This window comes from Vibrio sp. 1580 (assembly GCF_033340055.1).
The window spans coordinates 1-14597 of record NZ_JAWOVT010000002.1; the positions used below are offsets into that span (position 1 = coordinate 1).

Genomic DNA, 14597 nt, shown 5'->3' on the forward strand with positions numbered 1-14597 from the left:
AGTTCTTTTAGTTGTTGATTTCATAACACTCTCCAATTTTGGGGGTGGAAAGTGTCAACCTTATTTAGGACGGCACAGTGTTTACCATAAAAGCTGCGCTTTGAGCGCAGCTTTTTTGTATAGAACTAGTCACTGATATCTGGCAGTTGTTTGGCCATTACCACGCCAGAAAAAGTAATAAAAGAGAACACTAACACCACAGCTGAAAGGCTCAAGAAGTTCGACATAACACCAAGAGAGCTCATTAGAAGCAGCATTATCCCAACCACTGTGTTACTCACGGCTACATAGCTCGTCCGTTTGTCACCTTCTGCGATATCAACTAAATAGGTTTTTCGTCCGACTCGTATTCCGTCGTGGGCAATACAAACACAAAAGTAAAGCAGAGGAATCACGAATAGGAAGCTTTGGCTAGCGGTGACCCATGTATCGTAAACAAATAACACAACACCAAGTAGAGCGCTCATCATTGCGCCTATGACCATCACACTGCGGCTAGAGCGATCGGACATTCTTCCCCAGAAAGGACCTGACACAAAGGAGGCTAAGCCACTCGCAAACATAAAGAGAGCTAGCACCCAGAGCTGTCCACCCAGAGATTGCTGTGCCAGCACAACGTAGTACGGTGCACTCAGCGCAGAACATAAAAATAGTGTCCGCGTGATAACGAATCGACGAAAGGTCACGTCTGTCTTAAGTAACGCGAGTTGTTTAAATGCTTCGAGGACGCCATTTCGACCACCGTCTACCTCACCGGCATACTCATTAATTCGCGCATAGACTAATGCCGCGATGAGCCATATGACGCCCGCTAAGCCTAAACTCAGACCGTAAAAGCGCTCTGTCGGCTCTACGTCCCATAACCAGGCTAGTGCCAGAAGGCTAGCGAAAAGCAGCGTAACCAGGCCAGCAGCGCTTGAAGACCAGCCGTTGACTTGACCTCGTTGGTTTTTAGGGATGGTTTTGCCCAATACATCTTTTGATGCGACGGAATTTAAACCGCGTGAGAGGCTGAAGATCACAAGACATGCAATCACACCATAACCCGCAGCTGCTCCTGTTAGAGTTAATGCGACCAATCCGATTGCAAATATGGAAAGAGCCTGCAAGATGCTGCCAATTACCCAGACCCATTTTCTTACTGGAATGCGTCGGATGTAGTGCGCGATGCTAAGTTGTGGGATAAGGGATCCTGACTCACGAATAGGAACCAGCCAACCAATTAAGTAAACCGGAGCCCCGAGACTTTGTAGTATCCACGGCAACGTGACTTTAGGATTGATTAACGCATCGCCGACTTTCGTTAAAAACTGAGCGAGAATGATTTTAAGAAAGTTGCCGGGAACTTGATGACAAGCTGATTCAGGAATCGCCTTACAGGCACGGGCATCTTCGTCATTAACGATCTTTTCGTAAATGCTGTTTTGTTTGTCCTTGTTCATCAACCTGCCTATGTTCAACTTATTCATTTCGCGAATAAATTAACATTAAACCCAGATTGATGTTAAGTGAAGCACGTTATCAAGCCCGCAGAAAACCGGTTGTTATTCGCAGGAGCAGATTGTGCTAAAGTGGCGTAAACAAAATAACAACGATATTCAATAAGGATTCTTTCATGGACGCTCTCGATCTTTTGCTCAATCGCCGATCTATCGCGAAGTTATCCGCGCCTGCACCAGAAGGTAAAGCACTTGAGAACATCATTCGTGCCGGCCTTCGTGCGCCTGACCATGCGGGATTAACCCCTTGGCGTTTCGTTATCGCACAGGGCGATGGTTTGAAAAAACTGTCAGATATCTTGGTAAAAGCGGCAGAAGCTGAAAATAGTGATGAAGCGGTGGTCGAAAAGGTAAAGAATGCCCCATTTCGCGCACCAATGGTGATCACGGTGATTGCTAAAGTAACAGAACATGAGAAAGTACCAGCACTAGAGCAACACTTATCTGCGGGATGCGCTGTACAAGCGATGCAAATGGCAGCCGTAGCGCAAGGCTTTCAAGGGTTTTGGCGCTCAGGTAAGTGGATGTTCCATCCAGAAGTTCATCAAGCATTTGGTTTAGAAGGTGACGATGAGATTGTTGGTTTCTTGTACTTAGGCACGCCTGGTTGTACACCGATGAAAGTTCCTGAGCGTGACCTTTCTCAGTTTGTTGAATTTCTATAACTGAAAACTTAAATAAACTGACTGTTTATTTATACAGTTTTTCTTGATTTATTAGGGCTACATTCGATAATGTGGCCCTAATTATATTTATTTCCAAAACGTTATGTCTCGTCTGTTTATTGCTGAAAAACCAAGTTTAGGCCGTGCGATTGCCGCTGCACTGCCAAACCCTCAAAAGAAAGATCAAGGATTCATCCGCTGTGGGAACGGGGATATCGTTACTTGGTGTATCGGCCACTTGCTCGAACAAGTCGAACCCGACGCTTACGATGAGCGTTACAAAAAGTGGAATATGGCAGATTTACCAATTGTTCCGCAGCAATGGCAGCTCAGACCGAGGAAAAGTGCAAGTAAGCAATTAACAGTGATTCGTAAATTGCTCAAAGAAGCTAACGAAGTCATTCATGCAGGAGACCCAGACCGAGAGGGTCAGCTGTTAGTTGATGAAGTTCTGGACTATTGCAAGTTATCTAAAACCAAGAAGGAATCCACACAGCGTTTGCTGATTTCCGACTTGAACTTACCTGCGGTTAAACGCGCACTCAGTTCTATGCGCAGTAATCGCGAGTTTATCCCACTTTCAGTTTCTGCATTGGCCCGCTCTCGGGCTGATTGGCTGTATGGTATGAACATGTCTCGTGCTTATACCTTGCTTGGTCAAAAAGCAGGGTATCAAGGTGTTCTCTCGGTAGGGCGAGTGCAAACGCCAGTTCTTGGCTTAGTGGTGCGTCGTGATGAAGAAATCGAAAACTTTGTCCCGAAGGACTATTTTACCCTACATGCTCTGATCCCATATCAAGATGCCAATGGTACTTTTGATATTCGTGCTCGTTGGAAGCCAAGTGAGGCATGCAAGCCTTGGCAGGACGAAGAAGGTCGAGTGTTAAACCGTAAGTTGGTGGAAAATGTTGCAAACCGTATCGCAAGTCAACCTGCAAAAGTGACGGAGTCGGAACAAAAGCAAACCAAGCAATCAGCACCATTACCTTATTCGTTATCTGCTTTACAGATCGATGCCGCGAAGCGCTATGGTATGAGTGCGCAACAAGTACTAGATACTTGTCAGGCATTGTATGAAAAGCACAAGCTGATCACTTACCCGCGTTCAGATTGTCGCTATTTACCGATGGAACACTACTCACAAGCAGGGACGGTGACAACTGCTATTGCGAATAACGCAAAAGAGTTGCAAGTTGCCGTTCAGGGAGCAGACTTAACATTAAAGTCCAAAGCCTGGAACGATAAAAAAGTGGATGCGCACCATGCGATTATCCCTACACCGAAGCAAGCTAATGTGAATGCGCTTTCCGGCAATGAGATGAAAGTGTATCAATTGATTGCGCGCCAGTACCTCATGCAGTTCTATCCGGCGGCGGTTTACGCAGAAGCGAAATTGGTTTTCGATATCGCTGGTGGTACGTTTGTCGCGAAAGGTCGTCAGTTAGTTTCGCCGGGTTGGAAAGCGCTAATGGGCAAAACTGACAAGGAAGATGAAGGTATTGATGCCGTGCCACCGCTACCCGAAGGCACCGTGTTAACTTGTCGTGAAGGGGAAATAAAAGACCGAAAAACCGAGCCACCAAAGCATTTTACCGAAGCATCGCTGTTGCAAGCGATGACCGGGATCGCCCGTTACGTTGCGGATAAAGAACTGAAAAAAATCCTTCGTGACACTGATGGGCTAGGCACGGAAGCGACTCGCGCTGGTATTTTGGACACGCTGTTCAAACGCCAACTGCTTACGCGTCAAGGTAAGTCAATTCTCAGTTCTCCTGCGGGAAGAGGTCTCATTCATGCCTTGCCAGAAGATTCAACATACCCTGATATGACGGCTCATTGGGAGCACCAGTTACAAGGTATGGCAGAGAGAAATCACGCATATCAGCCGTTCATGCAAGCACTGGAACAGCGCATTGATAGCTTGATGGCACAAGTAAAAGCAGGGCCTATCCCTGATTCATTACGTCATCTACCCAAGGTGGAACGTCCTGCGTTTAAACGTAAAAAGCGCAGTTATTCAAAGAATGGTGGCGCGACTAAATCTCGTTCAACCAAAGGTAAGTAGGCATAGGACAAGCGCGGCGTAATTAAACACCGCGCATGCTTGAAAATAGATTACTCGAACAGGTCACCGTGGTTTTGGATCGCGCCTCTTACTTCACCTTGAGTTAACACGCGTTTGTCCAGTACCTCTTTCACCTGGTTGCCCAAGTCAACTAATGTATCTCGATTCGCTTGAGTTTGGCGTTTACCAGCACTTCTCAAGCAGTAATTTAGTTCGTGCTCTTCGCTAAAATTAACCAAATCCCTATCTGCTGCCATCGAGCTTTCTCCTTATTTGTTCTACTTTTTCCTAAGTCTGGATTGGATGTAGATAAATTCAAGTTAGATTGCGCGAATTATGCTGGTGGATCACTGATGAACATTATGTTTGCCAACCAAGTCACGATTATGAAGCCTGGCTTTGATGGTATTTGGTTTAGTGATGGTTCTGTCTTAATGCTGCTACCAAGGTAACTCAGTACCATCGTAGTTAATAAATCGACCTGAAAGCTGCGGTGTGCTCAGTTCTATCACGTTCGCTAGGCCTTGCGCGGAGGTTTGCGTATCTATCAAAGCATTTGGCCCGCCCATCGCCGTTTTTACCCAACCAGGGTGAAGCGCCAAAACAGTAAACCCTTCAGGTGTTAAATCATTACTTAAGCTTTTAACAACCGAGTTAAGCGCCGCTTTCGATGAGCGATAAATATAGCCGCCGCCGGACGTATTTTCGGTCATACTGCCGACTTTTGATGAGATACAAGCAATCTTTTTCATCTTGCCTTGTTGTAAGCGAGGGTAACAGTACTCAACCAGTTTTAACGGAGCAATGGTGTTTACTTCGAAGACTTTACGCCATGCTTCTACGTCAGTATTTCCAAAGCCATATCCCTTGGGGCCGTAATATCCTGCATTATTGATGAGTAAGTCGATGGCAGGGAGTTTATCGGCAAGCTTAGCGACTTGTTCGTAGTGCGTGACATCCAGTTCGTGCAAAACTAGATTGCTGAATTGTGAGGCTAGAGTTTGTAGTTCTGAACTGTTCTCTAAGGAACGGCTAGTAGCATGTACTTGGTGGCCTTGCTTCAGGTACAGCTCAGTTAAGCTAAGGCCAATGCCGCGATTTGCTCCGGTAATAAAGACGGTTTGACTCATACAAACACCTATGTTTTTTTGATTTCAGTTGAAAGTCATTGTGTTAGTTAAGCACAATAAAATCAACCAACCACCACGCACCAACAACAAGAGATGAAAATAGGGACAGGGCACAAAGAGAGCCAAACAGTGCGCCGAGAATAGCAAAGAAAGTAGAATTCATATGTATATTAAATTTAATTGATATTGAAAATCATTATCAATTAAATTGCGTTTTATTCAACCCTTTAAGTTGATACTATTTCGTTACCATTGTTATTAAGAATTTCTCATGCTGCCATTTATCTACCACCCGATTTATTCTCAACTTGAGTTGCCAGAGGGGCATCGTTACCCAATTATGAAATACCAGTACCTCTATGAATCGGTATTGGTGCATATAGAGAAAGATAACTGGAAAGAGCACACGCAGTTTTTCCAGCCCGAAGCATTAACTGTTGGGGAAGTAAAACGTGTTCATGACGAGGAATACGTCGAGTTACTTGTTAGTGGAAACATGCCAGCTGCGAAGATGCGCCGAATAGGTTTTCCTTGGAGTGAGTCTCTCATTACCAGAACGCTAACGTCAGCAGCGGGCACGGCTCTGACCGCAAAAAAGGCACTTGAGTACGGTGTGGCCATTCATTTGAGTGGTGGGTATCACCACGCACACAAAGAGTTTGGCAGTGGTTTTTGTTTATTTAATGACTTAGTGATCGCGGCCAGGCAAGCGCTCGAAGTCGAGCATGTCGATAACGTATTGATCATTGATAGTGATGTTCACCATGGGGATGGAACAGCAACTTTATGTGACGATGAGCCAGATATCATCACGCTTTCTTTCCACTGTGATAAAAACTTCCCAGCGAGGAAGCCTCAGTCTGATCTCGATGTGCCTTTGGTGCGAGGAACAGGTGATGAGGACTTTTTAATGGCGTTTAAAGAAGTGGTCGATATGGCACTTAATCTTCATCGCCCTGATTTAGTTATCTACGATGCTGGTGTCGATATACATCAAGACGATGAGCTTGGATATTTTGATGTGTCGACGCAAGGGATCTTAGAACGTGATAGATTTTTAATGCAAACAGTGAAATCTCGAGGTATCCCTGTCGCAGCTGTCGTTGGAGGTGGATATCGAACGAATCATGCTGACCTCGTCCCAATCCATTTGCAGCTTATCAATGCCGCTAAAGAAGTCTTTATTGATGAGTAGATACAACTAGACGTAAATATCAAATTGATTCAACACTGGAACGAACGAAAAGGGCATTAATTTTTTGTGGGTTCTTTCTGAGTGTGGCGGAGTGCTTAGTTGCGTTCAAGAAGTGATAAGTGATTTGTACAAATCTTTTTAAGTCTGGAGATGCGAAAAAGCCCGCTAATTTCTTAGCGGGCTTTTTCTAAATGTGGCGGAGAGATAGGGATTTGAACCCTAGATACGCTATTAACGTATGCCGGTTTTCAAGACCGGTGCTTTCAACCACTCAGCCATCTCTCCGTTGTTGAGGCGCATAATATAAGGCTTTGAAAATGTTGTAAACCCCTAGTTGAACTGATTGGATGTTTACTGCGCAAATTTGTGGTTTGTGTTGTTGAAATAAACAAAAACTCCCCAAAAAGGGGAGTTTGAATAGCATATGGATTGCTAGGTATTAATCGTTTTTAGAATAAAAACGCTGTAACTCAGTTAAACCTTGCATCAAAACTGGCAACTTCGGTGCATCATCTCGAAGTCGTTTGTAGTTTTTGTCATACAGCTTGTAGTTGCCAAACTTATCGATCACTGTGGTTTGTGAGCTAGTAATTAAGGCAAGCTCGCGAGTATCGCCCGCCAAGATCCAGCGACGACGACTTTCATCGAATAGGTTGCGACCACTACTGTAATCATATGGGTTGGAAGATACGCCGAGCATATCTTGCAATAGTGTAACCGAGAGGTCCAGGTGGCTTGTGCTGTGATTAAATTCGCCAGCCAGCATTCCAGGCCAATGGATCACCATCGGAACTTGTAATTGATAACGGCTGTAGTTGCTGTTTGCTCCCCAGCTGTTCGTATTGGTTTCGTTAAATTCACTACCGTGATTAGAAGTGATGATTACGATGGTGTTTGTCAGTTGTCCCGTCGTTTCTAGTTCATCAATAATACCGGCGATAGTTCTATCCGCCGACTTCACTGCATATTCATAAGCTTTTTTGAATCGCTCACTTGCGGGCATTTCTTCGTCATTATTTGAAGGAATCGATTCAAAATTATCAACGGTGGTGACTTCGATGTAACTAAACCATGGCTGACTTGCTTTCTCTGCTAACCATGTATTCCAGTTTGCGATAGATTGTTTATCGGTATGAGCTTGCGTGCCATCTAGGTCTTCCGCTAAGTTCAAGTCGCGGAAAATAATTTCTGAGTAGAGATCATCTTCAAACCCACTGCCACTGAATAAACCAAAGTTGTAGCCCTGATCTTTCAGTACATCGAGCAATACTGGGGAAGCACCTTGCGCCTTGATGCTTGATGCATAACTGGTCGGTAAGCCATAGAACAAACCAAAGGCCCCGTATGTATCATTACTTGAGCTGTAATGATTACGGAAGTTCTGATTGTTTTCAGCAAACTCATAGAGGTTAGGCATCTCTTCTTGGTTCAGCGCATCCGCTCGTAAATTGTTTATGCTTATCATCAACACATTGAGCTTATTAACTCGGCGGTTAAACTCAAGCTTTTCAAGAGGGTAGTTGACTAACTCTACGTTGCCTTCGTTTTCTGCTAAACGTTTTAGGTATTCCTCACGGTCAAGTAGACCATGTTTTTCCATAAAACTCTTCGCTGTCATCGGGTAAGACAACGGGAAGTTTGAACGCTGGCTAGTAATTGGGTTGTAAAAATACGCATCTGCCCAAATGTAAACCAAATGGCTGGTCATAAAGCTGAGGAAAAAGACGGCCGCGAGAGGGCGTCCTACGTGCTTATGAGATAGTTTGCGCTGTTTTCGCCATACCCATTCGGATAGTGCGAGTTGAATAAGGAAGATCAGCGGCATCACAACAAATAAATGTTGTAGGTCAGTGCTGAGTGCACTTTTGTCTTCGCTGAATAGTAACTCCCAGACAACGGGAGTTAAGTGCAAATTGATCGACTGATACGCTTGGGTATCAATTAATAATATGGTTTGCCCAACGGTTGCGAAAATCACTGCCACCAAACGGAACAATTTCCGCGATGGCAGGATAAACGTCAACGGGAATAGAACAAGCAAGTAAAGTGCGAAAACTAGAAAGCCAAAGTGACCAACCCAAGAAACCGCCAGATAAAACTGACCAAGTAACGTCTCGGGCCAAGGAGACTGAACAATGTAGCGTGTGCCTATCAACATCGATGCAACGATATTGAAGAATGCAAACCAGTGACCCCAACCAACTAGTCGAGATACACGTTCGCCGTATGAGTTTCCGCTGTCTACCATGTATGTGTTCTATTGTCCGTGATTAGTGTGTTTTTGGTGTTTCTAAAGAAGACATCAGCGCCTGAGCAAATTTTTCAGCAATCGCTTTGCGTTGTGAAGCAGCAACACGTTGATTTAAGACATTGGTTGCGATATTTCCGGCAATCATTAGCGTCAACTCAGGAGAAGCAGCATGTTTTTCAAGAACTGTTGCTACTTCAGCAAGAATTTTTTCTACTTGCTCGTCAGTATATTTAGATGTAATCGGCATAAAGACTCTAATAATGATAGTAAAAGCGGCTTATGATAACCTACAATGCCCATCAACTAAAACCTTGTAGCAAGATAAAATCACTATGAGTCTTCATCTTTCAAACGTTATTCTGCATCAACTGTGCAAAAACGATCAGGACGAGCTGGTTGTAAACTTTCGTCCAGCATCATTAGAGAACGATGCATCTACAGAAAACTTAGTCGCTGAGCTTCACCGAGTATTCCATTCTAAAGCTGGTAAAGGTTTTGGCGCTTTCCAGTCAGACAGCGAATTTCAATTTTGGCTTCAAGAAATGCGCAAAGGAGAGCGAGATTTTTACGACTTCTCACAAATTAGTGCAAATCGCTTGAAAGAAGAGTTGATTAAGTACCCATTTGCGGATGAAGGTATCTTGGTTTTCGCTGAGTATCAGAGTTTAGCAACGGACTACTTGTTCATCGGTATCTTACCAATGAATCAGAGTTTAAAAGTGACCGAAGGTTTGGACATCAGTGCGACAGATTACTTAGATATCACCAAAATGGATATTGCCGCACGCATCGACCTGTCGAGCTACGAGACCGACAAGGAATCCAATCGTTATCTGCAATACATTAAAGGGCGTGTTGGCCGTAAAGTGGCGGACTTCTTCCTAGATTTTCTGCAAGCGGATATTGGCTTAGATACTAAACAACAAAACTTAGTGTTGATGCAGGCGGTGGATGATTTTTGTGCTGACTCGAAGCTAGAAAAGCAAGAAGTGAACGAGTACAAGAAACAAGTTTACGACTACTGCAATGAGCAAATTAAATCCGGTGATGAGGTTCAAATCTCAGAGCTTTCCGGAGAGCTTCCTCAAAGCCAAGATGGCACGAGCTTTATGGATTTCACCAAAGAGCAAGGGTACGAGCTTGAAGAGTCTTTCCCAGGTGATCGTGCGACGGTTCGCAAACTGACTAAATTTGTTGGAGCTGGTGGTGGTTTGAATATTAGCTTCGATAGTCTCTTACTTGGCGAGCGTATTTTTTATGATCCAGAGACGGATACCTTAACGATTAAAGGGACGCCTCCAAATCTAAAAGATCAGTTAAGTCGCAATTAAAATCATATCGTTAAATAAAGAGAGCAAACGGCTCTCTTTTTTTATGTGAATAAGAAACATCCATAGTATATGCTTGTAATTAATGGAGATATGCGAGGGGCAAGTGTTGCTGAAGCTAAAAGAAGGAATACGGCGGTTTGTTTGGTTCTGGTTCGTTTTGTGGTGTGTTTTAGCACTTGGCATTTGGCTGCAAGCCAAACAAACGATTCAAACGATTTCGACTGTAAATGAGTTAGGAAGTAAAGTTGAAGAAGTCAGGCACTTTTTTAACTTCGATCTGCCTTACCGTGTTAAACACGTCGACCAAATTTCACTGAAACTTCAGTTGGCTTATGCAGTTCGCTTACAGCTTGAAAGTGAGTTTTCTGAAGGGAAAATCACACCAGACATCACTCAATTACTTTATACGACCGACCGATTTTTAGAAAGTGCTCGAGCTTTTGTAAGAAGTGACAGTGAATTGGTTTCGTTAGCAGAACAGTTACGAAGCAGCCGTGCTCGAACAGAAAACTCTGAGCAAATTCAGGCAATGTACTATCGCTTAGGTGCGCTTGTTTTTGAGTCTGTCTTTAGTGACTCTGCAACGAATAGCGATACTTACCGTGACTTAGACCGACTTTTTATTGAATCAGAGACGCTCTCTCCCGAAGAGCGAAGCGCTCTTCAGCGCCAGCTTGCTCAAACCTCAAGCGCACTATCTGCTCAGGCACAGGGCAGTTATTTATCTAATCAACTGCTTAATCCAGATTTCCCGAACCAGTTAACTTCGATAAATGAGCAGTTGGAACAGAAGCTAATGACTTTTATTGTTTGGCTGTCTGTAATCAGTGGTTTGCTCCTTTTCCTCATTTCATGGGGAGCCTTCTCCCCAAAAACGATTCAACCGATACCACTACCCAGAACCGATGATAAAAAGTCAGAGCAAGTTGGCGATGATGAAAATGGAGCTAACACTGTTCCCTCAGCTCAGTCAGAAAATTTTCAAAACGTCCAAATGAACGAAAAAAGTTGTAATGAGGTGAATTCATCACAAGTGGAAGTAGTGGAACGTGAGCCGTACATAGATATCAATAAAATGTTAGATTCTCTGTCTGGTGACGAGGGCGCTGTGCGGATGTTACTGGAGGTCTTTATTCAGGACCACTCTGGCGATGGCACTAAAATGTATCAGCTGTTAGAAGAGGATAAAGAGCAAGCGCAAAGAGCCGCACACAGTCTTAAAGGGGTCTCAGGGAGTTTAGGTGCAATGCCATTGCACTGTATTTCGGGTGATATTGAACTGTTGATTAAACAAGGGCAAAAAGTGCCGGAAGAGAAGTTGGCATGTTTAGATGATGTCCTAAAACAAACCATACTTTTTGCTAATAATGTTCTCAATAGTGAAAAGATAACAGAAGCGCTAACAGATTGATATTGCTCTGACTTAATGTCATAAGAGTTGAGGTAATAAAGGCTCGAACTATATGACTTAGTTCGCTTTATTCCTGTTCTATACAATTTGTTAAAGGTGTTTTCATGTCCGTTCGCCGAATGTCTTCAATGATGTTGATAGGGCTGGTTATGATGCTTTCAGGGTGCTCCCTGCTCGAAGTCAAGATCGAGAGTCAAACCGTCCCTCTTACCAAACAAGAGCTCAATATGCGTCTTTTGACTCGTGAGTATGCGCAGCAGTTTTTTGCTCAGGTTGAGCAAGCAGCAGATGCACTACACGAACAATATGATCCTCATGATAAAGTTCATCAATCTTATATTTTACTTTGGAAGATAAATGCTGAAGAAGGCATCCAAGCTTCTGCGTATCAAGTGTCCCCAATGGCTGCACTGATTGATACATGGACTTTCACGCTACAAATGGAACAGTTCTTTACTACCGCTTCTGGTAATGAGCTCTTTGCGTCTGATGAGGCCAAGTTAGTTTCCGTTTATTTAGCGAAAGAGGTAGATAAACTGGCTCAATCTTTATTGAAGAAAGAAGCATACATCAAGACACAAACGTTTGTTGCAGAGTTCGCCAAGCAGCATCCATTCGCTGATTTAAGCATGATTAGGACTCCGGCTTACCGTGGGTGGTTAGATGCAAACCAAATTAGCGAAGAGGAAGCCGTTACAACGCTAGGCACGATGCCAGAAGCACTTGGGGATGTCTCTGAACGTCTAAGTCTGGTATCAGAACAGACACCAAAAATTATGACGTGGAAAGCGCAGTTGTTGGCCTTGAATAGCTCTGCCAGTATCGAAAAAGTCAATGCGGCGCTCAATAGTTTGCAAGTTACCGCTGATTCGATGAGGGATTTTATCGATAACAACCCAGAGTACATGCGTTATTTGGCAGAACAAATGGCGCTGGAGTTACAACCTTTGGTTGACGATATCGATCAAAGGACGGAGGCGCGTTTATCTCAGTTGGGTGAAGAACGCCAAGCTATAGAGCTGATGGTTGCCAGAGAACGTCAAGAAATCGCACAGATCATTACCCATGAGCGCGAGAAGTTTGCTCAAGATATGGATCGAGTGTCGCAAGAGGTTGTGAATCTCGCAATGACTAAGCTGATTGAACTTGTCAAAAGTACCATCATCTACTTTATTCTGTTCATTGCCGTTATATTCTTTGCACCGCTTGGCTTGGGCTATTGGTTTGGGAAGCGTGCAGCCGTGAAAACGCCAGTCAAACAAAGCTAACGATTTGTTTTGGAAATAAAAAAAGAGCGCTTTAAAGTGCTCTTTTTTAGTATTGAATTCGGAAGGGAGGTTCTTCCTATCTCTGCGAAGTTAAGCGGTTTGCTGCTTTAATTCGCCTTCAGCTTCTTCAACTGCTTCTGCTGTTGGTTCGCACTTATCAACAAACCAACCCATGTAAGAAGTGAAGATCGTTACGATGATACATACAAAACTCAGCCACATGAACGGGGCATAAGACAGTGTAGCAACACCCAAAATACTGGCCATGTAGATACCGTTGTCACTCCAAGGGACCATACCTGAGGTTAGCGTGCCGCCAAATTCTGCGTTACGAGACAAATTCTTACGTTTGTAGCCTAGACGGTCATAGTTCTTCGCACAGATTTTTGGGGTCAGAATAAGTGAAACGTACATCGCTGAACCAAATACGTTGCCCATAAAGGCCGTACCAATTGTGCTTGTTGCCAATGAACCTGCACTTTGAACGCGTTTTTCAAACAGCTTCGCGATAGTCTCTAGCACGCCTACTTTATCTAGTAGACCGCCAAAACCAAGGCCGAATACGATAACCGCTACCGACCCAAGCATTGAAGACATGCCGCCACGGTTAAGGATTGAGTCAATGAAATCTACGCCAGATGAGATTGCAAACGGAGCCCAAGCCGTGTTGAACGCGGTTAGGAAATCGACATCTTGGATCATCACTGCCCAAATAATACCTAGCAGAGAACCAAAACTGATCACTGGGAATGAAGGCATACGCATCGCTAGAAGTGACAATACGATGATCACAGGAACAAATGAGTAAGGGGTGATGTAGAACTGCTGTTCCATCGCTTTAATGACAGAGTCTACCTGGCTCATGTCAACTTGACCTGCGTAGTGGAAGCCAAATGCAGTAAACATAATGCCTGTAATAATGTAGCTAATGAGTGCTATCGGCAACATGCCTTTAATATGTTCCATCACTTCAACGTTAGACATAGATGAAGCAAGGATTACTGAATCCGATAGAGGCGACATTTTGTCACCAAAGTAACAGCCTGAAAGTACGGCACCTGCAGTGATTGGCGCAGGAACACCAAGACCTTGACCGATACCCATCATTGCAATACCTGCCGTGCCAGCCGCACCCCAAGATGTGCCAGTCGCTAGCGCAGTCAATGAACAGATGATCATGGTCGCGAGCAAAAAGATGGAAGGGTGGATTGCTTTAAGGCCGTAGTAAATAATGGTTGGAACAATACCACCAGAGATCCAAGTACCTACAAGCGCGCCAACGGCCAAAAGGATTAAAACGGCTCCAAGTCCATTGGAAATGCCATTTAGTGCTGCTTTTTCCAGATCTTTATACTGATGGCCAAGCTTTATGCCCAATATCATGACAATGAACCAACCTATGTATAGCGCTAGCTGAATCGGTAGGTCTAGCTTGGCTGTGAACGAAAATGCCAGCAGGAGAAATAAACCGAGCGAGATAAATACCTGTATCAAGCTTGGTAGGCGTGGTGTAACTTGCTTCATATGTGCCTCTGTCAATCTTGGAGCAATAGAGGAAGGCGCTCCTTGTTGTAATCGCGCATAACATACATTAACAAAAATTATATTTCGAACATTTGGTGTTTTATCTTGATGTTCGTCGGTAAAAACGTTTGCTTGTGAAATTAACTGTTAGTTTGTTTTAACTTTTTTGGTTTTAAATGTTGTGTAATGTGAAATTATTGTGCTTCATGTGTTATTTTCTCATTGAGTGGTAAGACCAATTAGGGGACTAAAGTGCTT

The 14597-nt window shown here is 43.9% G+C and carries 12 protein-coding genes and 1 tRNA gene; 6 read left to right on the forward strand and 7 right to left on the reverse strand.

Features of this window, described 5'->3' with window-relative positions; genetic code table 11:
- Window positions 1-125: 125 nt before the first annotated feature.
- Window positions 126-1442, reverse strand: coding sequence for an MFS transporter (locus R7093_RS03070; RefSeq protein WP_318146499.1), 1317 nt, complete (start codon window positions 1440-1442; stop codon window positions 126-128).
- 173 nt (window positions 1443-1615) lie between these two features.
- Here R7093_RS03070 and R7093_RS03075 point away from each other — a divergent pair, with 173 nt between their 5' ends.
- Both R7093_RS03075 and R7093_RS03080 read left to right on the forward strand, forming a co-directional pair.
- Window positions 1616-2164, forward strand: a complete 549-nt coding sequence (locus R7093_RS03075; RefSeq protein WP_005380711.1) for an NAD(P)H nitroreductase — start codon at window positions 1616-1618, stop codon at window positions 2162-2164.
- 103 nt (window positions 2165-2267) lie between these two features.
- Window positions 2268-4229, forward strand: a complete 1962-nt coding sequence (locus tag R7093_RS03080) for a DNA topoisomerase III (RefSeq protein ID WP_047104534.1) — start codon at window positions 2268-2270, stop codon at window positions 4227-4229.
- A gap of 50 nt (window positions 4230-4279) precedes the next feature.
- On the opposite strand, the gene R7093_RS03085 is transcribed toward R7093_RS03080, so the two are convergent.
- Window positions 4280-4486, reverse strand: a complete 207-nt coding sequence (locus R7093_RS03085; protein WP_005380717.1) for a hypothetical protein — start codon at window positions 4484-4486, stop codon at window positions 4280-4282.
- 183 nt (window positions 4487-4669) lie between these two features.
- The gene (locus R7093_RS03090) at window positions 4670-5359 is read right to left on the reverse strand and encodes an SDR family oxidoreductase (RefSeq protein WP_005384911.1); all 690 of its coding nucleotides are present in this window, start codon (window positions 5357-5359) and stop codon (window positions 4670-4672) included.
- Between the two features lie 271 nt (window positions 5360-5630).
- Between R7093_RS03090 and R7093_RS03095 the strand changes: the two genes are divergently transcribed.
- The gene (locus R7093_RS03095) at window positions 5631-6554 is read left to right on the forward strand and encodes a histone deacetylase (protein ID WP_047104536.1); all 924 of its coding nucleotides are present in this window, start codon (window positions 5631-5633) and stop codon (window positions 6552-6554) included.
- 194 nt (window positions 6555-6748) lie between these two features.
- Here R7093_RS03095 and R7093_RS03100 read toward each other — a convergent pair.
- The 3 genes from R7093_RS03100 to R7093_RS03110 all read right to left on the reverse strand — a co-directional run bounded on the left by R7093_RS03100 (window position 6749) and on the right by R7093_RS03110 (window position 9052).
- A tRNA-Ser gene (locus R7093_RS03100) sits at window positions 6749-6839 on the reverse strand.
- Window positions 6840-6993: 154 nt separating this feature from the next.
- Window positions 6994-8802: a DUF3413 domain-containing protein gene (locus R7093_RS03105; RefSeq protein WP_005380721.1), complete on the reverse strand. Its 1809-nt coding sequence runs from the start codon at window positions 8800-8802 to the stop codon at window positions 6994-6996.
- A gap of 22 nt (window positions 8803-8824) precedes the next feature.
- Window positions 8825-9052, reverse strand: a complete 228-nt coding sequence (locus R7093_RS03110) for a YejL family protein (protein WP_005380722.1) — start codon at window positions 9050-9052, stop codon at window positions 8825-8827.
- A gap of 85 nt (window positions 9053-9137) precedes the next feature.
- Here R7093_RS03110 and yejK point away from each other — a divergent pair, with 85 nt between their 5' ends.
- The 3 genes from yejK to R7093_RS03125 all read left to right on the forward strand — a co-directional run bounded on the left by yejK (window position 9138) and on the right by R7093_RS03125 (window position 12815).
- Entirely contained in the window at window positions 9138-10136 is a 999-nt protein-coding gene (yejK, locus tag R7093_RS03115) for a nucleoid-associated protein YejK (RefSeq protein ID WP_005380723.1), read from the forward strand.
- Window positions 10137-10218: 82 nt separating this feature from the next.
- Window positions 10219-11547, forward strand: a complete 1329-nt coding sequence (locus R7093_RS03120) for an Hpt domain-containing protein (RefSeq protein WP_031812878.1) — start codon at window positions 10219-10221, stop codon at window positions 11545-11547.
- A 104-nt stretch (window positions 11548-11651) separates the two neighbouring features.
- On the forward strand, window positions 11652-12815 hold the full coding sequence (locus tag R7093_RS03125) for a hypothetical protein (protein WP_047103468.1): 1164 nt from the start codon (window positions 11652-11654) through the stop codon (window positions 12813-12815).
- 90 nt (window positions 12816-12905) lie between these two features.
- Here R7093_RS03125 and nhaC read toward each other — a convergent pair whose 3' ends face one another.
- On the reverse strand, window positions 12906-14339 hold the full coding sequence (gene nhaC, locus R7093_RS03130; protein ID WP_005380726.1) for a Na+/H+ antiporter NhaC: 1434 nt from the start codon (window positions 14337-14339) through the stop codon (window positions 12906-12908).
- Window positions 14340-14597 lie beyond the last annotated feature (258 nt).

Bases quoted from the DNA above. Each gene is read 5' to 3' on its own strand.
- R7093_RS03110 (WP_005380722.1), bottom strand. From the start codon at position 9,052: ATGCCGATTACATCTAAATATACTGACGAGCAAGTAGAAAAAATTCTT.
- R7093_RS03105 (WP_005380721.1), bottom strand. From the start codon at position 8,802: ATGGTAGACAGCGGAAACTCATACGGCGAACGTGTATCTCGACTAGTT.
- R7093_RS03085 (WP_005380717.1), bottom strand. From the start codon at position 4,486: ATGGCAGCAGATAGGGATTTGGTTAATTTTAGCGAAGAGCACGAACTA.
- yejK (WP_005380723.1), top strand. From the start codon at position 9,138: ATGAGTCTTCATCTTTCAAACGTTATTCTGCATCAACTGTGCAAAAAC.
- R7093_RS03120 (WP_031812878.1), top strand. From the start codon at position 10,219: ATGGAGATATGCGAGGGGCAAGTGTTGCTGAAGCTAAAAGAAGGAATA.
- nhaC (WP_005380726.1), bottom strand. From the start codon at position 14,339: ATGAAGCAAGTTACACCACGCCTACCAAGCTTGATACAGGTATTTATC.
- R7093_RS03080 (WP_047104534.1), top strand. From the start codon at position 2,268: ATGTCTCGTCTGTTTATTGCTGAAAAACCAAGTTTAGGCCGTGCGATT.
- R7093_RS03095 (WP_047104536.1), top strand. From the start codon at position 5,631: ATGCTGCCATTTATCTACCACCCGATTTATTCTCAACTTGAGTTGCCA.
- R7093_RS03070 (WP_318146499.1), bottom strand. From the start codon at position 1,442: ATGAACAAGGACAAACAAAACAGCATTTACGAAAAGATCGTTAATGAC.
- R7093_RS03090 (WP_005384911.1), bottom strand. From the start codon at position 5,359: ATGAGTCAAACCGTCTTTATTACCGGAGCAAATCGCGGCATTGGCCTT.
- R7093_RS03075 (WP_005380711.1), top strand. From the start codon at position 1,616: ATGGACGCTCTCGATCTTTTGCTCAATCGCCGATCTATCGCGAAGTTA.
- R7093_RS03125 (WP_047103468.1), top strand. From the start codon at position 11,652: ATGTCCGTTCGCCGAATGTCTTCAATGATGTTGATAGGGCTGGTTATG.